This window comes from Turicibacter sp. TJ11, assembly GCF_021497505.1.
GTDB lineage: Bacteria > Bacillota_I > Bacilli_A > MOL361 > Turicibacteraceae > Turicibacter.
Genome location: NZ_CP069349.1, coordinates 2,211,805 through 2,236,550 on the forward strand (window position 1 = coordinate 2,211,805; position 24,746 = coordinate 2,236,550).

24 protein-coding genes and 1 other annotated feature are annotated in these 24,746 nt (G+C 36.4%); all 24 genes read left to right on the plus strand.

Translation table 11 applies throughout. The annotated features are described in order from the left end of the window. Positions 1-174: 174 nt before the first annotated feature. The 24 genes from ilvA (at position 175) to rplB (ending at position 24,712) form a co-directional block, all read left to right on the plus strand. Positions 175-1,389: a threonine ammonia-lyase gene (gene ilvA, locus JRC48_RS10565; protein WP_235069483.1), complete on the plus strand. Its 1,215-nt coding sequence runs from the start codon at positions 175-177 to the stop codon at positions 1,387-1,389. A gap of 167 nt (positions 1,390-1,556) precedes the next feature. Further along, entirely contained in the window at positions 1,557-2,897 is a 1,341-nt protein-coding gene (gene cysS, locus JRC48_RS10570) for a cysteine--tRNA ligase (protein ID WP_235069484.1), read from the plus strand. 190 nt (positions 2,898-3,087) lie between these two features. After that, positions 3,088-3,510 carry a Mini-ribonuclease 3 gene (locus JRC48_RS10575; RefSeq protein WP_235069485.1) on the plus strand — a complete coding sequence of 141 codons (423 nt, stop codon included), beginning with the start codon at positions 3,088-3,090 and terminating at the stop codon, positions 3,508-3,510. Continuing rightward, positions 3,510-4,364: a 23S rRNA (guanosine(2251)-2'-O)-methyltransferase RlmB gene (gene rlmB / locus JRC48_RS10580; protein ID WP_235069486.1), complete on the plus strand. Its 855-nt coding sequence runs from the start codon at positions 3,510-3,512 to the stop codon at positions 4,362-4,364. The genes JRC48_RS10575 and rlmB overlap by 1 nt, the downstream gene beginning before the upstream one ends. A 17-nt stretch (positions 4,365-4,381) precedes the next feature. Continuing rightward, positions 4,382-4,984 carry a sigma-70 family RNA polymerase sigma factor gene (locus tag JRC48_RS10585; protein ID WP_235069487.1) on the plus strand — a complete coding sequence of 201 codons (603 nt, stop codon included), beginning with the start codon at positions 4,382-4,384 and terminating at the stop codon, positions 4,982-4,984. Between the two features lie 72 nt (positions 4,985-5,056). After that, positions 5,057-5,206 (plus strand): 50S ribosomal protein L33, encoded by a 150-nt coding sequence (gene rpmG / locus JRC48_RS10590; protein ID WP_081448230.1) that lies wholly within the window; start codon positions 5,057-5,059, stop codon positions 5,204-5,206. Between the two features lie 20 nt (positions 5,207-5,226). Further along, complete coding sequence (gene secE, locus JRC48_RS10595) at positions 5,227-5,406, plus strand: preprotein translocase subunit SecE (protein WP_235069488.1); 180 nt, start codon at positions 5,227-5,229, stop codon at positions 5,404-5,406. Positions 5,407-5,418: 12 nt separating this feature from the next. Then, positions 5,419-5,955: a transcription termination/antitermination protein NusG gene (gene nusG, locus JRC48_RS10600; protein WP_304941318.1), complete on the plus strand. Its 537-nt coding sequence runs from the start codon at positions 5,419-5,421 to the stop codon at positions 5,953-5,955. Positions 5,956-6,077: 122 nt separating this feature from the next. Beyond that, positions 6,078-6,503, plus strand: coding sequence for a 50S ribosomal protein L11 (gene rplK / locus JRC48_RS10605; protein WP_235069490.1), 426 nt, complete (start codon positions 6,078-6,080; stop codon positions 6,501-6,503). Between the two features lie 79 nt (positions 6,504-6,582). After that, a complete protein-coding gene (rplA, locus tag JRC48_RS10610; RefSeq protein WP_235069491.1) occupies positions 6,583-7,278 on the plus strand; it encodes a 50S ribosomal protein L1 in 696 nt (231 codons plus the stop codon). Positions 7,279-7,288: 10 nt separating this feature from the next. After that, positions 7,289-7,443 (plus strand) — a sequence feature (ribosomal protein L10 leader region). 25 nt (positions 7,444-7,468) lie between these two features. Then, positions 7,469-8,032, plus strand: coding sequence for a 50S ribosomal protein L10 (gene rplJ / locus JRC48_RS10615; protein ID WP_235069492.1), 564 nt, complete (start codon positions 7,469-7,471; stop codon positions 8,030-8,032). A gap of 59 nt (positions 8,033-8,091) precedes the next feature. After that, entirely contained in the window at positions 8,092-8,457 is a 366-nt protein-coding gene (gene rplL, locus JRC48_RS10620) for a 50S ribosomal protein L7/L12 (RefSeq protein ID WP_055243042.1), read from the plus strand. A gap of 174 nt (positions 8,458-8,631) precedes the next feature. Next, positions 8,632-9,225 (plus strand): class I SAM-dependent methyltransferase, encoded by a 594-nt coding sequence (locus JRC48_RS10625; protein ID WP_235069493.1) that lies wholly within the window; start codon positions 8,632-8,634, stop codon positions 9,223-9,225. A gap of 126 nt (positions 9,226-9,351) precedes the next feature. After that, the gene (gene rpoB / locus JRC48_RS10630) at positions 9,352-12,894 is read left to right on the plus strand and encodes a DNA-directed RNA polymerase subunit beta (RefSeq protein WP_255703597.1); all 3,543 of its coding nucleotides are present in this window, start codon (positions 9,352-9,354) and stop codon (positions 12,892-12,894) included. Between the two features lie 23 nt (positions 12,895-12,917). Next, positions 12,918-16,646: a DNA-directed RNA polymerase subunit beta' gene (rpoC, locus tag JRC48_RS10635; protein ID WP_235069495.1), complete on the plus strand. Its 3,729-nt coding sequence runs from the start codon at positions 12,918-12,920 to the stop codon at positions 16,644-16,646. Positions 16,647-16,844: 198 nt separating this feature from the next. Continuing rightward, entirely contained in the window at positions 16,845-17,267 is a 423-nt protein-coding gene (rpsL, locus tag JRC48_RS10640) for a 30S ribosomal protein S12 (protein WP_055243034.1), read from the plus strand. Positions 17,268-17,304: 37 nt separating this feature from the next. Further along, complete coding sequence (rpsG, locus tag JRC48_RS10645; RefSeq protein ID WP_235069496.1) at positions 17,305-17,775, plus strand: 30S ribosomal protein S7; 471 nt, start codon at positions 17,305-17,307, stop codon at positions 17,773-17,775. A gap of 80 nt (positions 17,776-17,855) precedes the next feature. Next, positions 17,856-19,928 carry an elongation factor G gene (fusA, locus tag JRC48_RS10650; RefSeq protein ID WP_235069497.1) on the plus strand — a complete coding sequence of 691 codons (2,073 nt, stop codon included), beginning with the start codon at positions 17,856-17,858 and terminating at the stop codon, positions 19,926-19,928. Positions 19,929-20,053: 125 nt separating this feature from the next. Then, a complete protein-coding gene (gene tuf, locus JRC48_RS10655) occupies positions 20,054-21,238 on the plus strand; it encodes an elongation factor Tu (RefSeq protein ID WP_235069498.1) in 1,185 nt (394 codons plus the stop codon). A 713-nt stretch (positions 21,239-21,951) separates the two neighbouring features. Then, the gene (gene rpsJ, locus JRC48_RS10660; protein WP_055243029.1) at positions 21,952-22,260 is read left to right on the plus strand and encodes a 30S ribosomal protein S10; all 309 of its coding nucleotides are present in this window, start codon (positions 21,952-21,954) and stop codon (positions 22,258-22,260) included. Positions 22,261-22,286: 26 nt separating this feature from the next. After that, positions 22,287-22,916 carry a 50S ribosomal protein L3 gene (gene rplC, locus JRC48_RS10665; protein WP_235069499.1) on the plus strand — a complete coding sequence of 210 codons (630 nt, stop codon included), beginning with the start codon at positions 22,287-22,289 and terminating at the stop codon, positions 22,914-22,916. Positions 22,917-22,945: 29 nt separating this feature from the next. Beyond that, a complete protein-coding gene (gene rplD / locus JRC48_RS10670) occupies positions 22,946-23,569 on the plus strand; it encodes a 50S ribosomal protein L4 (protein ID WP_235069500.1) in 624 nt (207 codons plus the stop codon). Then, entirely contained in the window at positions 23,569-23,853 is a 285-nt protein-coding gene (gene rplW, locus JRC48_RS10675; protein ID WP_235069501.1) for a 50S ribosomal protein L23, read from the plus strand. Before rplD ends, rplW begins: the two co-directional genes overlap by 1 nt. 28 nt (positions 23,854-23,881) lie before the next feature. After that, the gene (rplB, locus tag JRC48_RS10680; RefSeq protein WP_235069502.1) at positions 23,882-24,712 is read left to right on the plus strand and encodes a 50S ribosomal protein L2; all 831 of its coding nucleotides are present in this window, start codon (positions 23,882-23,884) and stop codon (positions 24,710-24,712) included. Positions 24,713-24,746 lie beyond the last annotated feature (34 nt).

Genomic DNA, 24,746 nt, shown 5'->3' on the forward strand with positions numbered 1-24,746 from the left:
ATTTTAAGATTTAACTAGATGATTTTCTTTAACGCTTCATCATCAAGATTATAACATATCCATATAATGGTTTTAATAGTTATCCCTCAATATATTATGTGATAGAATAAAAAAGAATAAATGGTGGAAATTAAAGGATGAAACAATAATTAACGATTAGCGGAGGGAATTAAATTGGAAACTGTCACATTTCAAATGATTTTAGAGGCAGCAAAACATTTAAAAGGTGTCATTAAAGAAACTGATTTTTGTTATTCAGAAACATTGAGTGAGTTAACAGAAGGAGACGTTTATTTAAAACTTGAAAATCTTCAGCAATCAGGATCATTTAAAATTCGAGGCGCGTACAATAAAATGATTCATTTATCTGATGAAGAGAAAAATGGTGGAGTTGTAGCGTCAAGTGCAGGGAATCATGCACAAGGTGTTGCCATTAGTGCGAGTAAACTAGGTATTAAATCAACGATTGTCATGCCTAAAAGTGCGCCTTTTGCGAAGATTTATGCCACTCGTAAATATGGAGGCGAAGTCGTCTTACATGGTGAGGTTTATGATGAGGCGTATCAAAAAGCGATTGAAATCCAAAAAGCAACTGGAGCGACATTTGTTCATCCATTTAATGATCCATATGTGATTGCAGGTCAGGGAACAATCGGTGTGGAAATCATGGCAGAACAACCCGATTTAGATGTGATTCTTGTTCCAATTGGTGGGGGTGGAATCGCAGCTGGAGTCGCTCTAGCTGCTAAAACGATTAATCCAAATGTCAAAGTAATCGGGGTTCAAACTAAAAATGCACCGTCTATGTATGAATCATTAAGATGTGGACATGTTGAAGTTATGCCAGTAAACAAAACGATTGCTGATGGAATTGCGGTTGGAGAGCCAGGAGAGTTAACTTTTTCTATCATTAAAGACTACGTTGATGAAATTATCACAGTTTCAGAAACTGAAATTTCACAAGCCGTTTTACTATTACTAGAAAATTGTAATCTAGTTTGCGAAGGAGCAGGAGCTGTATCAGTTGCCGCAATGATGTCTAAAAAGCTAGACTTAAAAGATAAAAAGGTAGGCGCTATTCTTTCAGGTGGAAACATAGATATTAATATGATTGAAAGTATTATTAATCATGCTATGATCACAACAGGTCGGCGAACTGAAATTAAAGTGATGGTGAATCATAAACCAGGAGAATTGAGTGCTTTTTTAGAAACAATCGCCAAAGAACTTGGAAATATTTTAATTATTCATCAAAGTCGATCGCGTGAAGGATTATCTATGTATCACCTAGAGGTAACTGTTGTAGTTGAGACATTAGATGCTCATCATAAACAACGCCTAATCAAAAAACTTATTGAAAGTGGTTATGAGATTGAGTATACAAACTAGCCATTTTGATTGAAATATATTAAAATGAAGATAACTATTATTTAAAAAGTAGCTTGTGTTAAGATGCTAGAACTTAGTGACTACTCGCGTAAATAAAGGAGTTCGTTAGTGAAAGCTTTAACGTCTGATAGTCACTGCAACATAGAGAGATAGGAGTTGGACTCACAATGTTAATTTATAATACGTATACACGTGAGAAAGAAGAATTTAAACCAATTGAAGAGAATAAAGTGAAGATGTATATTTGTGGACCAACGGTGTATAACTACATTCATATTGGTAATGCACGTCCTGTATTATTTTTCGATTTAGTTCATCGTTATTTTAAGTATTTAGGGTATGAAGTGGAATTTGTATCAAATGTAACAGATGTTGATGATAAAATTATTAATCGTGCCATTGAAGAAGAAGTCACAGAGGCTGAAATTGCTAATAAATATTTAAATTATTTTTTAGAGTGTAATCAATTATTAAATGCTTTACCATTTACATCGATGCCAAAGGTTACTGAAAACATGGATAACATGATTCAATTTATTAATGAATTAGTGGAGCATGGATTTGCTTATGCTGTGGATGGAGATGTTTATTTCCGTATTGATAAAGTTCGCGAGTATGGTCAGTTATCAGGTAAAAAGATTGAAGAGTTAGAAGTTGGAGCTCGAATTGCTGAAGACTCTAAAAAAGAAAATCCATTGGACTTCGTTTTATGGAAAAAAACTGATAAAGGGATTACATGGGATTCACCTTGGGGTGCGGGACGCCCAGGTTGGCATACGGAATGTGTGGTCATGATTAATAAAGAATTTAACGGTAAGATTGATATTCATGGTGGTGGAACGGATCTTCAATTTCCTCATCACGAAAATGAAATTGCTCAATCTCTTTGCTTAAATAACCATCGCTTAGCTAATTACTGGATGCATGTTGGACGCTTAGGATTAAACAATGAAAAAATGAGTAAGTCATTAGGGAATGTCATCAACGTTAAAGAGTTAATCGAAACCATTGATCCAAATGCTTTTCGTTTGTTTATGTTATCAGTTCATTATCGTCAACCGATTAACTATACAGATGAAACCATTCAATTAGCCGTGAAAGAATGGCAAAAAATCAAGTCAACCTTTGATCAATTACACTTAAAACTTGACTTAGCTGAGGCTTTAGATATTGCAGGTGAAGAAGTTTTAGAAATTGAAGCTTTAATGAAACAATTCACCGAAGCACTTGATGATGACTTTAATACATCTAATGCGATTACAAGTTTATATGGCGTTATTAAAGAGATTAATAAGATGACACGTGCTAAAGCAAGTGATGCTGCATGTAAATATGCCTTAATGACATTACAAAACATGGCTTATATTTTTGGATTTGATTTAAATAAGAAACGTTTAACTGCTGAAGAACGTGAACTAATGAAAGCTTGGGAAGAAGCGCGTAAAGCAAAAGACTTTGCTAAAGCTGATGAACTAAGAGCACAATTACAGGCTTTAAATGTTTTATAAAATAAGATATGATAATAAAGATTCCATCTAAGCGATGGGGTCTTTTTTATTGAATTTAAGAAAAAAGCAACATTTTAAAGAACTTTTCAGTGGTAGAAGATTGAAGATTTTCGTAAAAACAGCTCGAATCTGCGAAAGTGACAGTTTAAAGGAGCTTTTTCGTTAAATAAGAATGATTTAGTGTATAATAATGACGATATTAGAAAAGGCGTGTGAGAAGATGGAAGTCAGTCAAATGAATAGTACGATGTTAGCCTTTGTGGGTGACTCTTATTATGATTTAAAAGTTCGTGAGATGCTTTGTAGACGTGGAATTAATAAACCGCATCGTTTACATCAGTTAGCAGTGAAATATGTTTCTGCTCATGCACAGGCCACGACGTTAGCTTATTTAATTCAAGAGAATCTCCTAAACGAGAAAGAATTAGAAGTTGTAAAAAAGGGACGTAATACTAAAAGTCGCTCTGTCCCTAAAAATACGGATGTATTAACTTATACCCATTCAACCGCTTTTGAAGCGTTAATTGGTTATCTATACTTAACAGAACAAAACGAAAGACTCGATCAAATCGTGTCTTATAGTATCGAATTTAAAGATGGGGTGACAAACTAATGGCGAAAGTAGTCAAAGGTGCTAAAAAAGAGAAAGCTTTAAAACAAAATCAAAGACAAGCACCTAAAAAAGAAAGAAGAGACACTTCTAAAAAAGATAGTACGCGCGAAGTCATTTATGGAAAAAACACTGTAAATGAAGTGTTGCAATCTAAACGTAAAGTATTTGAGGTAATCATCACAGATACGGTTGCTCAACACGAGTTAGGACTAATGAAGTTAGTTGAAAAACAAAACATTTCTTGCAAGGTGTTACCAAAGCAGAAGTTTGAGCAAATGGTTAAAGACAAGTATGATGTTAAAGGAAATCATCAAGGTGTCTTAGCGATTGTTGAACCTTATGCTTATATGCCTTTAAATGAGTTAATTAAAAAGGCTACACAAAAAGAGGAGCCAGCATTCATTCTAATTTTAGATGGCTTAGAAGATCCACACAATTTGGGTGCTATTTTACGTACAGCAGATGCATCCGGAGTCGATGGAATTATTATTCGAAAAGATCGCTCAGTTGGATTAACAAGCACCGTCGCTAAATTATCAACAGGTGCGATTGAACATGTTCCTGTTGCGTGTGTGGCTAACTTAACAGTTGCAATTAATCAATTAAAAGAAGCGGGACTTTGGATTGCCGGAACAGATGCGAGTGAAGCACAAGATTATCGAACATTAGATGCGACACTTCCTTTAGGATTAGTTATCGGTAGTGAAGGAAAGGGAATGAGTCGCTTAGTGAGAGAAGCGTGTGACTTTAAAGTGTTTCTTCCAATGCGAGGGCACGTGACTTCATTAAATGCATCAGTGGCAGCAGCGTTATTAATGTATGAGATTTATAACAAACGAAATCCTATTAAATAGTTGATTGGAGGAACATAGTGAAGGTTGAATATAATGATTATGAGTTGGTATATTTAGTTCGTGAACAAAATGAAGCAGCTTTAGATATCCTCATCCAGAAATATTCACCGCTAATTGGAAAAATTGCCTCTTCATATTATGGTGTTGGCGTTGATTACGAGGACTTTTTTCAAGAAGGGCGGATGGCATTTATCAAATCAATTGATACATTTGATGAAACATCAGCAGCTAGTTTTTATTCTTATTCAATGACCTGCGTTAGAAATGCGATTACGACTGCTTATCGTAAAGCGAAAAGAAGTGCAGGTCTTGATCAGTTAACCGATTATAGTGAACCTGGACTTAGCTTTGCCTGTGAAACTCCCGTTTATTACTATCTTGATCGCGTTCATAATACATTAAATGAACGTTTAATTCTCGAATCCGCCTTAAAAGAAGAGGGGATTTTATCCGAATTTGAAAAAATATGTTTGAAATACTATCTCTTAGATAATAATTATATTGAGATTGCAGCGATTTTAGGAATTCCCCCTAAAAAAGTAGACAATGCCTTGAGTCGTTGTAAAAACAAATTAAAGAATCTAAATAAAATAAACTCATCTTCTTTGCAAAGTTGTTAGCTTTATTGACAATGAAGGCTCTTTTTGATACAGTAGATGAAGTTAATAGATAAAAAATTGTGAGGTCAAATAATGCGCACAAAAGTAATTTTAGCTTGCGACGAGTGTTTAAGTCGTAACTATTCAACGGTTAAAAATAAACAAACACACAGCGAGCGCCTTGTAGTGAAAAAATTCTGCAAGCGTTGTGGAAAACATACAATGCATAAGGAAACGAAGTAAAATCTTTAGGGGGTTTTGTGATGAGTCAAGTAAAAGGTTTTTTTAAAGGTGTGTCTGCTGAATTAAAGAAGATTACTTGGCCAACAGATAAAGAAATGAAAAGTTATACAGCACAAGTTTTAATTTTTGTTGCTTTATTAACAATCTTCTTCTTTGCTGTTGACCTAGTGATTTCCCAAGTAATAAATTTACTAGGGTAGGAGGTCATGATAGTGGAAAAACGTTGGTATGTTGTTCAAACGTATGCTGGTTATGAAAATAAAGTAATGACTAACTTATTAAAACGTATTGAAACAATGAATATGCAAGAAAAAATCTTCCGAGTATTAATTCCGGAAGAAAAAGAAGTAAAAATTAAAGACGGTGTACGTAAAGAGAAAGTAAAGAAAACTTTCCCTGGTTATGTCTTAGTTGAAATGATTGATACAGATGATTCTTGGTACATGGTACGTAACACACCAGGTGTAACAGGATTCTTAGGATCAAGTGGTAAAGGGACACGTCCAGTTCCACTTCCAACTGAAGAAATTATGCCAATCCTTAAAAAGATGGGAATTACAAGTGTAGAAGTTTCATTAGATATTGAAGTTGGACAACAAGTATTAGTTGCTGCTGGTCCATTCTCAGGACAAGTTGGAAAAATCGAATCAATTGACAAAGAACATGGTAAAGTTAGTGTGTTAGTGGATTTATTTGGACGTGAAACGCCAGTAGAATTAGATTTTTCTCAAATTTGTGAAGTCGAATAAAAAAAAATCTTGCCTAATATAAAAAAAGGTGATAAACTATCGTAGTTGATATGTGAGGCATATCAAGTGGGAGGGTGAAACACCCAAATAACCACATCACGGACTTAGAGGAGGTGTGTCGCGTGGCAAAAGCAGTAAAAAGTATTGTTAAATTACAAATTCCTGCAGGAAAAGCAAATCCAGCTCCACCAGTAGGTCCAGCATTAGGACAAGCAGGTGCGAACATTCAAGGATTCTGTCAAGAATTCAATGAACGTACACGTGAACAAATGGGAAGTATCATTCCTGTAATCATCACAGTTTACGAAGATCGTTCATTCACATTCGTAACAAAAACTCCACCAGCATCAGACTTATTAAAGAAAGCTGCTGGATTACAAAAAGGATCTTCTTTACCTCATAAGGAAAAAGTTGCTACTTTAACTAAAGATCAAATTCGTGCAATCGCTGAGCAAAAAATGCCAGACTTAAACGCGAATACAGTAGAAGCTGCAATGCGTATTATTGAAGGTTCTGCAAGACAAATGGGAATCGTTGTAGAAGACTAATCTACCGTTTTAGGTTGTAGATTACAACCTAGATCTGTGGGAGGAGATTCCGTTAACCACAATTTAGGAGGTATTTAAAATGGCTAAAAAAGGTAAAAAATTCATCGAAGCCAAAAAATTAGTTGACTCTACTACTTTATACTCTGTAGAAGAAGCTGTTGAATTAGTTAAGAAAACTAATGTTGCAAAATTTGATGCAACTGTAGATGTAGCTTTCCGTTTAGGAGTTGACCCACGTAAAGCGGATCAACAAATTCGTGGAGCTATGGTATTACCACACGGAACTGGTAAAGTTCGCTCAGTATTAGTATTCGCTAAAGGTGAAAAAGCTAAAGAAGCTGAAGCAGCTGGAGCAGATTTCGTAGGAGATAGCGATATGATCAACAAAATCCAACAAGGTTGGATGGAGTTCGACGTAGTTGTAGCTACTCCAGATATGATGGCTGAAGTTGGTAAATTAGGACGCGTTTTAGGACCACGTGGATTAATGCCAAACCCTAAAACTGGTACTGTAACAATGGATGTTACTAAAGCTATTAACGAAATCAAAGCTGGTAAAGTTGAATACCGCGTTGATAAAGCTGGTAACGTACATGTTCCAATCGGAAAAGTATCTTTCGAAGACCAAAAATTAGTTGAAAACTTCAAAGCTATCTATGATACTATCTTAAAAGCTAAACCATCTGCAGCTAAAGGAACATATGTGAAAAATATCGCTGTTTCTTCAACTATGGGACCTGGTATCAAAGTTGCATCTGAATCATTAGAAAAATAATTTTCTTATTGATAATTAAATAGAATTACCGTAGACAGTAGGGGCCTTTGGCTTAATGATCCTACCGAGGTTTTGGATATATATATTATTTATTTTCATGCCTTAGTTACACCCTTCTGTCCGCATTACACTTAGTAAGCGGCAAAAGGGTTTTTCTACGGACTTAGAACGAACATAGGAGGTGTGAATAATGAGCGCTACTGCAATCGAAATGAAATCTCAATTAGTTGCTGAGTACACAGCACAATTCAAAGAATCAGCTTCTTTAGTAGTTGTTGATTACCGTGGATTAACTGTTGCTGAAGTGACTGAATTACGTCAACAATTACGTGCTGAAGGTGTTGAATTTAAAGTATTAAAAAACAACATCTCTCGTCGTGCCGTAACCGCTGCTGGATTCGAAGGTTTATCTGAAGCTTTCGTTGGTCCAACTGCTGTTGCATACTCTAAAGAAGACGTTGTGGCACCTGCACGCGTATTATACAACTTCGCTAAAGAACACGATGCTTTAGAATTAAAAGCTGGTTTAATCGAAGGATCTGTTGCTTCATTAGAGCAAGTTATGGAATTAGCTAAGTTACCAAACCGCGAAGGTTTATTATCTATGTTACTTTCTGTATTACAAGCTCCAATGCGCAATATGGCATGTGTTGTTAAAGCTGTTTCTGAACAAAAAGAAGCTGGTGTTGAAGCACCTGTAGCTGAGGCTGCTGCTGAAACAACTGAAGTGGCTGAAGAAGCTACTGCTGAGTAATTTTTAAAACATAACAATTAACCTAAAGGGAAAAACCCACTTTGAAGGAGGAAAATAAAATGGCAAAATTAACTGCTGCTGAAATGATCGAAGCGATCAAAGAAATGTCAGTTTTAGAATTAAACGAATTAGTTAAAGCTATCGAAGAAGAATTTGGTGTAACTGCTGCTGCTCCTGTAGCTGTTGTTGGTGGAGCTGAAGCTGCTGCTGGACCATCTGAAGTAGATGTTATCTTAACAAACGCTGGAGCTAAAAAAATCGGTGTTATCAAAGTAGTTCGTGAAATCACTGGATTAGGATTAAAAGAAGCTAAAGAATTAGTAGACGGAACTCCTGCTCCAATCAAAGAAAAAGTTTCTCCAGAAGAAGCTGAAGAATTAAAAGCTAAATTAGAAGAAGCTGGAGCTACTGTAGAAGTTAAATAATTAACTTTATCATAAGTTTCGCTTAAATATATAAAAAACCTGAGTGTGTTTATCGCTCAGGTTTTTATTTCATAAACAAATAATGTAATAAATTCATTTAACATGGCAATAATAGAGCATGTAAAAATGTTCATATTCTCTAATTTTTAGGTAAAATCAAAAGGGGTTGTGATCATGCATTATTATACTAACAATGTTGATGCTCGTTCGGATGAAAAAGACTTTGCTTACACACTTAGAGGGCATAAACTCAAATTCACAACAGATATTGGAGTCTTTTCAAAGAAGGATGTCGACTTTGGTTCAAGACTTTTAGTAGAAAGCTTTACTGCTCCAGAAGTAGATGGAGATATTTTAGATGTTGGTTGTGGTTACGGACCTATCGGCTTGAGTTTAGCTAAAAGTTATGTAAATCGAAATGTTCATATGGTAGATGTCAATCAACGAGCGTTGGAGCTGTCTAAAAAAAATGCGCAAGATAACGGGATTTCAAACGTGAAATTATATGAAAGTTTTTGTTATCAAGAAGTAAAAGGTGAATTCGCTGCTATTTTATCTAATCCACCTATTCGCGCAGGAAAAAAAGTCGTTCACGCTATTATTGAAGAAGCTAAAGAATATTTGGTTGAGAATGGTGAACTTTGGATTGTAATACAGAAGAAGCAAGGTGCTCCGTCAGCTAAAACGAAGATGGAAGAAATTTACGGAAATTGTGAGGTAGTGGAAAAAGATAAAGGATATTTTATTTTAAAGTCTATCAAACGTTGACACTATTGAAAAAATTTGATATTATTATAAAATGCCTAATACTGCTTGTATTTTACATGTGCTAAGTCAAATACATTAGGTGTTGAATAAAAAAAACAACAAAAGTTTACATAAACATACAAAGAGGTGAAACGCGTGGCAGGGAAAATTGTTCAATATGGTAAAAAGAGACAACGTCGTAACTACTCAAGAATTGATGTTGCACTCGAACTCCCTAACTTAATTGAAATTCAAACTGCTTCTTATCAGTGGTTCCTTGATGAAGGTATTCGTGAAATGTTTAAAGACATTTCTCCAATTGAAGACAATAATGGTAATTTAGCGCTTGAATTCGTTGGGTATAGCTTAGGAGAACCAAAATATTCTGTTTTAGAAGCTAAAGAACGCGATGCTAACTATGCTGCCCCTTTACGTGTTAAAGTTCGTCTACACATTAAAGACGAAGAAACACACGCAATTAAGGAAGTGAAGGAAAGCGAAGTATACATGGGGGATTTCCCTTTAATGACCCCAACAGGAACGTTCGTTATTAACGGTTCTGAACGTGTAATCGTATCACAATTAGTCCGTTCATCAGGTGTTTATTACAATAAAGAAACTGATAAAAAGAGCGGTAAAGAAAAATATGCTGCACAAGTTATCCCTAACCGTGGTGCGTGGTTAGAATATGAACTTGATGCAAAAGACATTGTTTATGTTCGTGTCGATAGAACACGTAAAATTCCAATTACAGTTTTATTACGTGCATTAGGACTTTCAACAAAAGAACAAATCATCGAGATGTTTGGTGAAAATCAATATATCTTAAATACATTAGAAAAAGACCAAACAGTTAATTCTGATGAAGCTTTAATGGAAATCTTCCAAAAACTTCGTCAAGGTGAACATGCAACGATCGATGGTGCGCGAACTTTATTCGTTTCTCGTTTCTTTGATCCTAAACGATACGACTTAGCTCATGTTGGACGTTATAAATTTAACAAAAAATTAAGTGCACAAGAGCGCTTATTAAATCAAAAATTAGCTAGCGACATCTTTGATTCAGAGACAGGTGAAGTGCTTGTTGAAGAAGGTACTGTTATTACACGTCGTATTTTCGAAGAGGTTTTAGCAGATAAAATTGATCGTTTAAATATTAAAAAAGTCGAATTAGTAAATCCTTTAGAGGAAACTGAAACTTATGTTCAAGAATTCGAAGTTTATTCACCAAGAGTAAACGAAGGAGATCAAGTTGTAAAAATTATCGGTAATGTAGAAGATGAATGTAAATACATTACAACTTCAGATATTTTTGCATCTGTAAGTTACTTCTTTAACTTATTAGATTCAGTTGGTTACTTAGATGATATTGATCATTTAGGAAATCGTCGTTTACGCCTAGTAGGTGAGTTATTACAAAATCAGTTCCGTATCGGATTATCTCGTATGGAACGTGTTGTTAAAGAGAGAATGTCAATTCAAGAAAGCGAAGGAATCACTCCATCAAGCTTAATTAACATTCGTCCTGTAACAGCAGCTATTAAAGAGTTCTTTGGTAGTTCACAGTTATCACAGTTCATGGATCAAACAAACCCATTATCAGAGTTAACGCATAAACGTCGTTTATCTGCGTTAGGGCCAGGTGGTTTAACACGTGAACGAGCTGGAATGGAAGTACGTGACGTTCACTACTCTCATTACGGACGTATGTGTCCTATCGAAACACCAGAGGGACCAAACATCGGGTTAATTAACTCTTTATCATCATATGCAAAAGTCAATGAATTTGGATTTATTGAAACACCATATCGCCGTGTTGTTCCAATTGTAGATGAAGCAACTGGCGAAACAAAAATGCAAGTAACTGGAGAAATCCGTTATTTAACAGCTGATGAAGAAGATCGTTATGTTGTTGCACAAGCTGGTTTAGATTTAGATGCAAATGATTGCCTACCTGAAAAAGTAATCGTTCGTCATCGCGGTGAAAACTTAATCGTTCCTGCTGAACGTGTTGATTTCGTAGACGTATCTCCAAAACAGATCGTATCTGTTGCGACAGCATGTATTCCATTCTTAGAGCACGATGATGCCAACCGTGCGTTAATGGGTGCCAACATGCAACGTCAGGCAATTCCTTTATTAATTCCTGAAGCACCATTTGTTGGGACAGGTATGGAATATGTAGCAGCAAAAGACTCTGGACAAGCAGTTGTTGCTCAAAACAGCGGAACAGTAGAATACGTTGACTCAAAACAAATCCGTATTCGTCGTGAAGCTGATGGTGGATTAGATCGTTATCCATTAATTAAATTTGTTCGTTCGAACTCAAGTACTGTATTAAATCAACGTCCAATTGTACGCTTAGGTGACTACATTAATGCTGGTGAAGTATTAGCAGATAGTTCATCAATGGAAAGTGGAGAATTAGCATTAGGACGTAACGTAGTTGTAGCATTCATGACATGGAATGGATATAACTATGAGGATGCCATCATCATGAGTGAACGCTTAGTAAAAGATGATGTGTATACATCAATTCACATTGAAGAATATGAATTAGAAGCTCGTGATACTAAGTTAGGACCAGAAGAAATCACACGTGATATTCCAGGTGTTGGTGAAGAAGCACTTAAAAACTTAGACGATCGTGGAATTATTCGTATCGGTGCGGAAGTTAAAGAAGATGATATCTTAGTAGGTAAAGTAACTGCTAAAGGTCAAACAGAATTAACAGCAGAAGAACGTTTATTACACGCTATCTTTGGTGAAAAAGCACGTGAAGTTCGTGATACATCATTACGTGTACCACATGGTGGAGACGGAATTGTACACGATGTTAAATATTTCTCTCGTCGCAATGGTGATGATTTATCACCAGGTGTCAACGAAGTAATTCGTATTTACATTGTTCAAAAACGTAAAATCTCTGAGGGAGATAAAATGGCCGGACGCCATGGAAACAAAGGGGTTATCTCTAAAATCTTACCTCAAGAAGATATGCCATATATGCCAGATGGAACACCAGTGGACATCATGTTAAACCCATTAGGGGTACCATCACGTATGAACATTGGTCAGATTCTAGAAATTCACTTAGGAATGGCCGCTAAAAAATTAGGAATTCACGTAGCAACACCGGTGTTCGATGGTGTTAAAACTGAAGACTTAGAAGCAATTATTGCAGAAGCTGGTATGGATCCAGATGCAAAAACTGTATTATACGATGGACGTACAGGTGAAAAATTCGATAATAGAATTTCAGTTGGAGTCATGTACATGATCAAACTTGCTCACATGGTTGATGACAAGTTACATGCTCGTTCAATTGGACCTTACTCATTAGTAACTCAACAACCACTTGGAGGTAAAGCTCAATTTGGTGGACAACGTTTCGGAGAGATGGAGGTATGGGCACTTGAAGCATATGGTGCGGCATACACATTACAAGAAATCTTAACCGTGAAATCAGATGATATTACAGGACGTGTTAAAACATATGAAGCTATCGTACGTGGAGAGAATGTTCCTGAACCAGGTATCCCTGAGTCATTCCGAGTATTAGTCAAAGAGTTACAATCATTAGGTATGGACGTTAAAATCTTATCTGATGAAAAAGATGAAATTGAAATTCGCGATCTTGAGAATGTAAAAACTCATCAAATCGTTGTTCCAGAAACTGTTGAAGAATAATTAGACGCAAGGAGGGAATCGCCTTGGTAGATGTTAATAAGTTTAAGTATATGAAGATTGGATTAGCATCTTCAGATACAATCCGTAAATGGTCTTATGGTGAAGTAAAAAAATCTGAGACAATTAACTATCGTACATTAAAACCTGAAAAAGATGGATTATTCTGTGAGCGTATCTTCGGTCCTCAAAAAGACTGCGAGTGTGCTTGTGGTAAATATAAACGTATACGCCACGAAGGAATCGTTTGTGATCGTTGTGGTGTAGAAGTAACAGTAGCAAAAGTTCGTCGTGAACGTATGGGGCACATCGAACTTGCTGCACCTGTTGCACATATCTGGTATGTAAAAGGTATTCCAAGTCGTATGGGGCTATTATTAAATATGTCCCCACGCGAACTTGAAGAAGTTATTTACTTTGTAAACTATGTTGTTATTGATCCAGGTAAAACTGATTTAATTAAACAAAAAGTATTAACAGAAAAAGAATATCGTGAAGCATATGAAAAATGGGGGAACACATTCCAAGTAGGGATGGGTGCCGAAGCCATTAAGAGTTTATTAGAATCATTAGATTTAGATCAATTAGCGAAAGAATTACGCTCAGAATTAAAAGTTGCACAAGGTCAAAAACGTGGTAAAGTTATTAAACGTTTAGAAGTAGTAGAATCATTCCGTAACTCAGGAAACCGTCCTGATTGGATGATTTTAGACGTATTACCGGTTATTCCACCTGAATTACGTCCAATGGTTCAATTAGACGGTGGACGCTTTGCAACATCTGACTTAAATGACTTATATCGTCGTGTTATTAACCGTAATAACCGTTTAATTCGCTACTTAGAAATCGGAGCACCTAATATCATCATTAACAATGAAAAGCGTATGATTCAAGAAGCAGTTGATGCTTTAATTGATAACGGTCGTCGTGGACGTCCAGTAACTGGACCAGGAAACCGTCCATTAAAATCACTTTCTCATATGTTAAAAGGTAAACAAGGTCGTTTCCGTCAAAACTTATTAGGTAAACGTGTTGACTACTCTGGACGTTCGGTAATCGTAGTAGGACCAGACTTAAAGATGTATCAATGTGGATTACCAAAAGAAATGGCACTTGAGTTATTCAAGCCGTTTGTTATGAAAGAGTTAGTAGAACGTGATTTAGCTCAAAATATTAAGAGTGCTAAAAAAATGATTGAACGTATGGATGATGCATTATGGGATGTTGTTGAAGACGTCATTCGTGAGCATCCGGTCTTATTAAACCGTGCCCCTACGTTACACCGTTTAGGAATTCAAGCTTTCGAACCTAAAATCGTAGAAGGACGTGCTATCCGTCTTCACCCACTTGTAACGACAGCATTTAATGCCGACTTTGACGGTGACCAGATGGCGGTTCACGTACCATTATCACAAGAAGCACAAGCAGAAGCACGTTTATTAATGTTAGCTGCAAATAACATCTTAAACCCGAAAGACGGTAAACCAGTTGTTACTCCATCTCAGGATATGGTATTAGGTAACTACTACTTAACAATGGAAGAAGCCGGGGCAAAAGGTGAAGGTAACATTTATAAAGATACAAATGAGTTAATGATGGCGTATGCAAATGGATATGTTACGTTACACTCTCGTATTGCTATTGATGCAAATGCATTAAATAATATGACATTCACTGAAGAACAAAATAATAAATACATTATTACAACTTTAGGGAAAGTTATTTTCAATGCGATCTTACCTAAAACATTCCCTTATTTAAATGAACCAACGATGGTAAACTTACAAGGTGCAACACCTGCTAAGTATTTCGTTGAAAAAGGAACAAATATTAAAGAATATTTATCGGATGTAAAGATTGTTTCTCCATTTAAGAAAAAATTCTTAGGAGATATCATCTCTGAAGTATTCCGTATTTATAAAACAACTGAAACATCACGTATGTTAGACCGATTAAAAGATTTAGGATTTAAGTATTCAACTGTTGCTGGTATCTCGGTAGGGGTTGCTGACGTAGTCGTATCTTCTAAGAAAAAAGAGTTATTAAAAGAAGGTGACGATAAAGTCGCTCAAATTCAAGAATTCTATAATCGTGGATTATTAACAGACGATGAGCGTTATCGTTTAGTTATCGATGTTTGGGCAAAAGTAAAAGATGAAATTCAACATGTCTTAATGAATGAGTTACCAGCAGATAACCACATTTACATGATGAGTGACTCTGGAGCCCGTGGTAACGCATCAAACTTTACTCAGTTAGCCGGTATGCGTGGATTAATGGCCAACCCATCTGGTAAAACAATTGAGTTACCAATCAAATCTTCATTCCGTGAAGGTTTAACAGTAACTGAGTTCTTCATCTCTACCCATGGTGCTCGTAAAGGGTTAGCCGATACAGCCTTAAAAACAGCCGATTCAGGTTATTTAACTCGTCGTTTAGTTGACGTTGCACAAGATGTCATTGTACGCGAAGAAGACTGTGGTACAGATAAAGGACAATATATTACAGAAATCAAACAACGTGGTCAAACAGTGGAGACATTATTTGATCGTATCGTGGGACGCTATACAGCGAAACCTGTGTATCATCCAGTAACAAAAGAAAAAATTGCTGAACGTAATGTCTATATTTCGGACGAATTAGCTAAAACAATTGTTGATGCAGGAATTGAAGGAATAGATATTCGTACAATTTACTCATGTAATGCTCAAAAAGGTGTATGTAAGAAATGTTATGGTCAAAACTTAGCAACTGGTAAAGAGGTTGAAGTTGGGGAAGCTGTAGGTATTATGGCTGCTCAGTCAATCGGTGAACCAGGTACTCAGTTAACGATGCGTACATTCCATACAGGAGGGGTAGCCGGAGCGGATATCACACAAGGGTTACCTCGTATCCAAGAGCTATTTGAGGCGCGTAATCCAAAAGGACGTGCAATTATCGCTGAAATTGACGGTGTTATCACTACAATTAAAGCAAACACTAAAAACCGTTATGAAATTACATTAACGAATAAATTAGAAAGCCGTAATTACTTATTACCATACGGGGTACAACCATTAGTATCTGAGGGTGATGAAGTATTTGCAGGTGATATGTTAACAGAAGGTTCAATCGATCCTAAAGAATTATTACGCGTTAAGGATGTTGCCGCTGTACAAGCATATATCTTAAAAGAAGTACAAAACGTATACCGCGCACAAGGGGTAGAATTATCAGATAAACATATTGAGATCATGGTTCATCAAATGATGAAAAAGGTTAAAGTTATCGATGGTGGAGACACAGATATCTTACCAGGATCATTAATTGATACAACTCAATACACACGTGTTAATGCCGCTGCAATTATGCGCGGAAAACGCCCAGCTGTAGGTATTCCAACGATTCTAGGTATCACTAAAGCTTCGTTAGAAACTGAATCATTCTTATCTGCTGCATCATTCCAGGAAACAACACGCGTTCTTACTGATGCTGCAATCAAAGGTAAAGTAGATGAGTTAATCGGATTAAAAGAAAATGTTATCATCGGTAAGTTAATCCCAGCCGGAACAGGTGTATTACGTGAAGATCATATTCAACCAGTTCATAAAAACGAAGATGATATGGAAGAAGAAATCTTACCATTTGATACAGTAACTACAGATTTAAAACTACCAACTGATTCAGTAGATTTTTCGTTAGAAGATGATTTAGATGAGTTAGATATCGAGCTAGATTTCGATGAAACTGATTTATTTGAAGCTGAAGACGAATAAGATTGAAAAAAAAGCCAATAATACAGTTGAAAAATATGAAAAACTTTTTCGAACTGTTGACATTATTCTAAAAAAATGTTAGATTAATAAAGGCTTTTAAAAAAATAAAGTGAGTTTTGCCTTTAGGCAAAGCTTACTTTTTCTAACTAAAATGAACCACCTGGATAAGTGGACTAAGTTTATGAGAGGAGGACTAATATGCCAACTATTAACCAATTAGTTCGTAAAGGACGTCAAAGTAAAGAAACAAAATCTAAATCTCGTCATTTAAATGTAGGGTACAATAGTTTAAAGAAAGAACAAACTAACTTATACTCTCCACAAAAACGTGGGGTATGTACTCGTGTTGCTACAATGACACCTAAAAAACCAAACTCGGCTTTACGTAAATATGCCCGTGTACGTTTAACAAACGGTTTAGAAGTAACAGCATACATTCCTGGTATTGGACACAAATTACAAGAGCACAGCGTTGTTTTAATTCGCGGTGGACGTGTAAAAGACTTACCAGGGGTACGTTATCATATCGTTCGTGGTACTTTAGATGCTACAGGTGTAGATGGACGTATGCAAGGTCGTTCTAAATACGGAACAAAAAAACCAAAAGCAGCTAAAAAATAATTAACTTTTTTCGATAAAATGGAAGGGAGGCTAAATTATGCCACGTAAAGGACATGTAGCAAAACGCGATGTTTTGCCAGATCCAATTTATAACTCTAAATTAGTATCTCGTTTAATCAACAACATCATGCAAGATGGTAAAAAAGGTACTGCACAAACAATCTTATATAATGCATTCGATATCATTTCTGAGAAAACTGGTCGCGAACCAATGGAAGTATTCGAAGAAGCAATCGAAAACATCATGCCAGTATTAGAAGTTAAAGCTCGCCGTATTGGTGGAGCTAACTACCAAGTACCAGTTGAGGTTCGTCCAGAGCGCCGAATCACTTTAGGATTACGTTGGTTAGTTCAATACTCTCGCTCTCGCGGAGAAAAAACTATGGAGCAACGCTTAGCTAACGAAATTATCGATGCAGCTAACAACACAGGTGCATCTGTTAAAAAACGTGAGGATACTCACAAAATGGCTGAAGCTAACAAAGCATTCGCTCATTACCGTTGGTAATATTTTAAATAACTTTAGGATTACTGGGTCTCTAGTAATCCTTAAAGTTTAGTATTTCACTATGAGAGGAGTAACGGAACATGGCAAGAGAATTCTCTTTAAATCACACTCGTAATATCGGGATCATGGCACACATCGATGCTGGTAAAACGACTACTACAGAACGTATCTTATACTACACTGGTCGTATCCATAAAATCGGAGAAACTCACGATGGTGCTTCTCAAATGGACTGGATGGCTCAAGAGCAAGAGCGTGGTATCACAATCACATCTGCTGCAACAACAGCTGCTTGGAATGGTCATCGCGTAAACATCATCGATACACCAGGTCACGTAGACTTCACAGTAGAAGTTGAACGTTCATTACGTGTATTAGATGGTGCAGTAGCAGTATTAGATGCACAATCAGGAGTTGAGCCTCAAACTGAAACAGTTTGGCGCCAAGCTACTACATACGGAGTACCACGTATCGTATTCGTTAACAAAATGGATAAAACAGGTGCGGATTTCTTATACTCTGTAAAAACTTTACATGATCGTTTAGGAGCTAACGCTCTTCCAATTCAATTACCAATCGGTGCTGAAGATGATTTCGAAGGTATCATTGACTTAGTTGAAATGAAACAATACATGTATACAAATGATTTAGGAACTGACATCCAAGTTGGAGAAATCGATGCAGCTCACTTAGAAGATGCTGAAATGTACCGTGATCAATTAATTGAATCGGTATCTAACTTAGATGAAGAGTTAATGATGAAATACTTAGAAGGTGAAGAAATTTCAATCGAAGAATTAAAAGCTGCGATTCGTCGTGCTACAATCAACGTTGAATTATTCCCTGTATTATGTGGATCAGCCTTCAAAAACAAAGGTGTTCAGTTAATGTTAGATGCTGTTATTGACTACTTACCAGCTCCAACTGATATTCCTGCAATCAAAGGAACATTAGAAGATGGAACTGAAGTTGAGCGTCATGCTTCTGATGAAGAACCATTCGCAGCATTAGCATTCAAAGTTATGACTGACCCATTCGTAGGTAAGTTAACATTCTTCCGTGTTTATTCAGGAACAATCCAATCAGGAACTTACGTATTAAACTCAACTAAAGGTAAACGTGAGCGTGTTGGACGTTTATTACAAATGCACGCTAACAGCCGTCAAGAAATCTCTGAAGTATACGCAGGAGATATCGCTGCAGCTGTAGGTTTAAAAGATACTACAACAGGAGATACTTTATGTGATCCAGATAACGAAGTTATCTTAGAATCAATGGTATTCCCTGAGCCAGTAATCTCTTTATCAGTTGAACCTAAATCAAAAGCAGACCAAGATAAAATGGGTATCGCTTTACAAAAATTAGCTGAAGAAGATCCAACTTTCCGTACTCATACAGACGAAGAAACTGGTGAAACTATCATCTCAGGTATGGGTGAGTTACACTTAGATATCATCGTTGACCGTATGCGTCGTGAATTCAAAGTTGAAGCTAACATCGGTGCGCCTCAAGTAGCTTACCGTGAAACATTCACTCAAGCTGCTGATGTAGAAGGTAAATTTGTACGTCAGTCTGGTGGACGTGGACAATACGGACACGTGTGGATCAAATTCGAACCACAAGAAGCAGGTGCTGGATATGAATTCGTAGATGCTGTTGTTGGTGGGGTTGTACCTCGTGAATACATCGGATCTGTTGATGCAGGATTAAAAGATGCATTACAAAATGGACAATTATCAGGATTCCCTGTAGTTGACGTTAAATGTACATTATTCGATGGTTCTTACCATGATGTCGACTCAAGTGAGATGGCATACAAAATTGCAGCGTCTATGGCATTAAAAAATGCTTATGACAAATGTAAACCAGTTCTTTTAGAACCAGTAATGAAAGTTGAAGTTGTTATCCCAGATGAGTACTTAGGAGACGTAATGGGAGATATCACTTCTCGTCGTGGACGTTTAGACGGAATGGAAGCTCGTGGTAATGCGCAAGTTATCCGTGCATATGTTCCATTATCTGAAATGTTCGGATATGCAACTGCATTACGTTCTAATACACAAGGACGCGGAAACTACTCAATGGAAATGGATCACTATGAGCAAGTTCCAAAATCAATCGCTGATGAAGTCATCAAAAAACATCGTGGATAATCGTTGTTAATTGATGTATTCATATATCCACTGCTAATAAAAATGTAATACTTGCATTCTTATTAGCAGTATTGTAAAATAAAAATGTTAAATACAAAAAATGTAACTTAGAGGAGGATATTAGCATGGCAAAAGCTAAATTCGAACGTACTAAACCGCATGTTAACATCGGTACAATCGGTCACGTTGACCACGGAAAAACTACATTAACAGCTGCTATCACAACTGTATTATCTAAATCAGGTAAAGCAGAAGCTCGCGCTTACGATCAAATCGATGGTGCACCAGAAGAGCGTGAACGTGGAATCACTATCTCAACTGCACACGTTGAGTATGAAACTGACAACCGTCACTATGCACACGTTGACTGCCCAGGACATGCTGACTACGTTAAAAACATGATCACTGGTGCTGCTCAAATGGACGGTGGAATCTTAGTAGTATCTGCTGCTGATGGACCAATGCCTCAAACTCGTGAGCACATCTTATTATCTCGCCAAGTTGGTGTACCTCGTTTAGTTGTTTTCTTAAACAAATGTGACATGGTAGACGACGAAGAGTTATTAGAATTAGTAGAAATGGAAGTTCGTGACTTATTATCTGAGTACGATTTCCCAGGTGATGAAGTTCCAGTAATCCACGGATCTGCATTATTAGCATTACAAGGACAACCTGAATGGGAAGCAAAAATCAACGAATTAATGGCTGCTGTAGATGAGTACATCCCAACTCCAGCTCGTCAAACTGATTTACCATTCTTAATGCCAGTAGAGGACGTATTCTCAATCACTGGACGTGGTACTGTAGCAACTGGACGCGTTGAGCGTGGGGTTGTTAAAGTTGGTGACTCTGTAGAAATCATCGGTTACCATGAAACAAAAACAACAACTGTAACAGGTGTTGAAATGTTCCGTAAATTATTAGACCAAGCTGAAGCTGGAGATAACATCGGAGCTTTATTACGTGGTATTTCTCGTGAAGAAATCCAACGTGGACAAGTTTTAGCTAAACCAGGATCAGTAAAACCTCATACAAAATTCACTTCAGAGGTTTACGTATTATCTAAAGAAGAAGGTGGACGTCATACTCCATTCTTCGGAAACTACCGTCCTCAATTCTACTTCCGTACAACTGACGTAACTGGAGTAATCCAATTACCAGAAGGTGTTGAAATGGTTATGCCAGGTGACAACGTTGCTATGACTGTAGAATTAATCGCGCCAATCGCTGTTGAAAAAGGAACTAAGTTCTCTATCCGTGAAGGTGGACGTACAGTAGGTGCTGGTTCAGTAGTAGACATCATCGAGTAATCGATAATCTAATAGTTGAACTTTTTAGTCCTAGAGGGTTACTCTCTAGGACTTTTTTTGTTTTAAGAAATCCGAGTATTTAATGTGATAAGTACCATAAATATAAAAAAATATTCTATCTTTCATGTTAAAAATAAAAATAGGAATTCTAATTTAAAAAGATAAGATTTTGGAATACTATTGTTGTAATTAATATATCTAAATAAAAAACAGTATACTAATAAAAATATTCTTAAAAATAAGTTTTATGACTATATGACATTAAATAAATTTTTAAATAAAACATATAGGCTAGATTAGTGGTAGATTCATATTGATTTAGAGTGAGAGATGATATCAAAATATTATTTGTTCTATAAAATACTTCAGATCTAAAATAACGCTTTTTTTATATGAATTAATAATATTTCATTAAAATACAATATTTACTTGTCATAAATGTTTGATTGTTTTTTTTAGATATGTTAAATTTATTTATGTAAAAAATAATCCGAAAACTGCGAAGAGATGAGTCACTGTCTAAATATACATGAATCAATAAAAAAATATAAAAAATGTTTGATTTCTGTATCTTTTTTATGTATAATAGATATGTTGACTTGAGCGTTGAAACGAAAGGTTGCTGACACACCCGGCCGATTTGCCATGGCAGTGTGACAGGTAATTTTCGTGGAGCTAGTCTATTCCTAAAATAGGCGAAGGGAGGAAATAAAATGGCAAAACAAAAAATCAGAATCCGTTTAAAAGCTTATGATCACAGAATTTTAGATCAATCTGCAGAAAAAATCGTTGAAAGTGCTAAAAAAACAGGAGCTAAAGTAGCAGGGCCAATCCCACTACCAACTGAAAAGCAAGTTTACACGATCTTACGTGCGGTACATAAATACAAAGATTCTCGTGAGCAATTCGAAATGCGCACTCACAAACGTCTGATTGACATTGTTGAACCAACTGCTCAAACTGTTGATTCATTAATGCGCTTAGACTTACCATCTGGTGTAGACATCGAAATTAAATTATAATATATACGAAATAGGAGGTGTAACTCATGGCCAAAGGAATCTTAGGTAGAAAAATTGGTATGACTCAAATTTTCACTGAAGAAGGAAAATTAATTCCTGTAACTGTTGTGCAAGCAACACCTAACGTTGTTTTACAAGTTAAAACAAATGAAACTGATGGATATGAAGCTATCCAAGTTGGATTTGAAGATAAACGCGAAAAATTAGCTAACAAACCAGAAATGGGGCATGTTGCTAAAGCTGAAACAGCGCCTAAGCGCTTCGTTCGTGAATTCCGTAATGTAAATGTAACGGAATATCAAGTTGGTCAAGAGATCAAAGTTGACACTTTTGCAGAAGGAGAAGTTGTTGACGTAACTGGTAAGACTAAAGGTAAAGGATTCCAAGGTGTTATTAAACGTCATGGACAATCTCGTGGACCAATGGCTCACGGTTCTCGTTACCATCGTCGCCCAGGTTCAATGGGATCGATTGCTGCTAACCGCGTTTTAAAAGGTAAAAAATTACCTGGACAAACTGGTGGAAACATCGTAACTGTTCAAAACCTTGAAGTAGTTAAAGTTGATACAGAACGTAACGTTTTATTAATCAAAGGAAATGTACCAGGAGCTAAAAAATCTTTAGTAATGGTTCGTTCTGCTGTTAAAGCAAAATAGTTTAGTACAGTAGGAAAGGAGGATTCATAATGCCACAAGTAGCATTATACAACCAACAAGGTGCTCAAGTTGGAGAAATCGCATTAAACGAAACAATCTTCGGTATTGAGCCTCATAAACAAGCAATGTTCGATGCTGTAATTATGCAACGTGCATCTATGCGTCAAGGAACGCACAAAACTAAAACTCGTACTGAGGTACGTGGTGGTGGACGTAAACCTTGGAAACAAAAAGGTACTGGACGTGCTCGTCAAGGATCTATTCGTGCACCTCAATGGCGTGGTGGAGGAATTGTATTCGGACCAGTTCCACGTAGCTATGCATACAAATTAAACAAAAAAGTTCGTCGCTTAGCTTTAAAATCTGCGTTATCAACTAAAGTAGTTGAAAATGATATCGTAGTTTTAGATGCATTAGCGTTCGAAGCTCCAAAAACTAAAGAAATGATTTCAGTTTTAGGTGCTTTAAATATTACATCTAAAGCATTAGTTGTTACTGCTGAAGAAAATACAACAGTTGAATTATCAACTCGTAACATCCCAGGTGTTAAAGTATTATCAGTTGAGCAATTAAATGTATTAGATCTTTTAGATGCAACTAAGTTAGTTATTACTCAAGATGCAGTTAAAAAGATTGAGGAGGTGCTTGCATAATGAAAGATGCTAGAGATATCATTAAGCGCCCAATTATCACTGAAAAATCTTACGATTTAATGAACGAAGGTAAATTCACTTTCGAAGTTGATAAAAAAGCAAACAAAATCGAAGTTAAACAAGCTTGCCAAGCTTTATTCAATGTAAAAGTTGAGAAAGTAAACATCGTTAACGTTCGTCCTAAAAAACGTCGTGTTGGACGCTATGAAGGATTCAAACCTTCAATGAAAAAAGCTATCGTAACATTAGCTGAAGGACAAACAATCGAAAAGTTTGAAGTATAATCAATAAGTCGTAAAAGGAGGGAACAAGATGGCTATTAAAAAGTATAAACCTACCACAAATGGTCGTCGTAACATGTCAGTTTTATCATTTGACGAAATTACGACTAATAAACCAGAGAAATCATTATTAGCTCCTTTAAGCAAAAAAGCAGGGCGTAATAATCATGGTCAAATCACAGTACGTCATCACGGTGGTGGACACAAACGTAAATACCGTATCATCGACTTTAAACGTACAAAAGACGGTATTCCAGGACGTGTTGCTACAATCGAATACGATCCAAACCGTTCAGCAAACATCGCATTAATCAACTACGCTGATGGAGAAAAACGATATATTATCGCTCCTAAAGGATTAAAAGTTGGAATGCAAATCGAATCAGGTGCTAATGCAGATATTAAAGTTGGTAACGCATTACCAATCATGAATATCCCAGTTGGTACATTAATTCACAACATCGAATTAAAACCTGGTAAAGGTGGACAATTAGTACGTTCAGCAGGAACTTCTGCTCAAATCTTAGGGCGTGAAGAGCGTTACGTATTAGTTCGTTTAGCTTCAGGTGAAGTTCGTAAAGTATTAGGAACTTGCCGTGCAACAATCGGTGAAGTTGGTAATGCTGATCACGAATTAGTAAACATCGGTAAAGCAGGTCGTACACGTTGGTTAGGTACTCGTCCAACTGTTCGCGGTTCTGTAATGAACCCTAATGACCATCCACACGGTGGTGGGGAAGGACGTACTCCAATCGGACGTAAATCTCCAGTTACACCATGGGGTAAACCAGCACTTGGTTTAAAAACTCGTAACAAGAAAAAAGCATCAAGCAAATTAATTGTTCGCGGACGCAACAAATAATAAAGATATATGCTAAATGTTCGAAAGGAGGAAA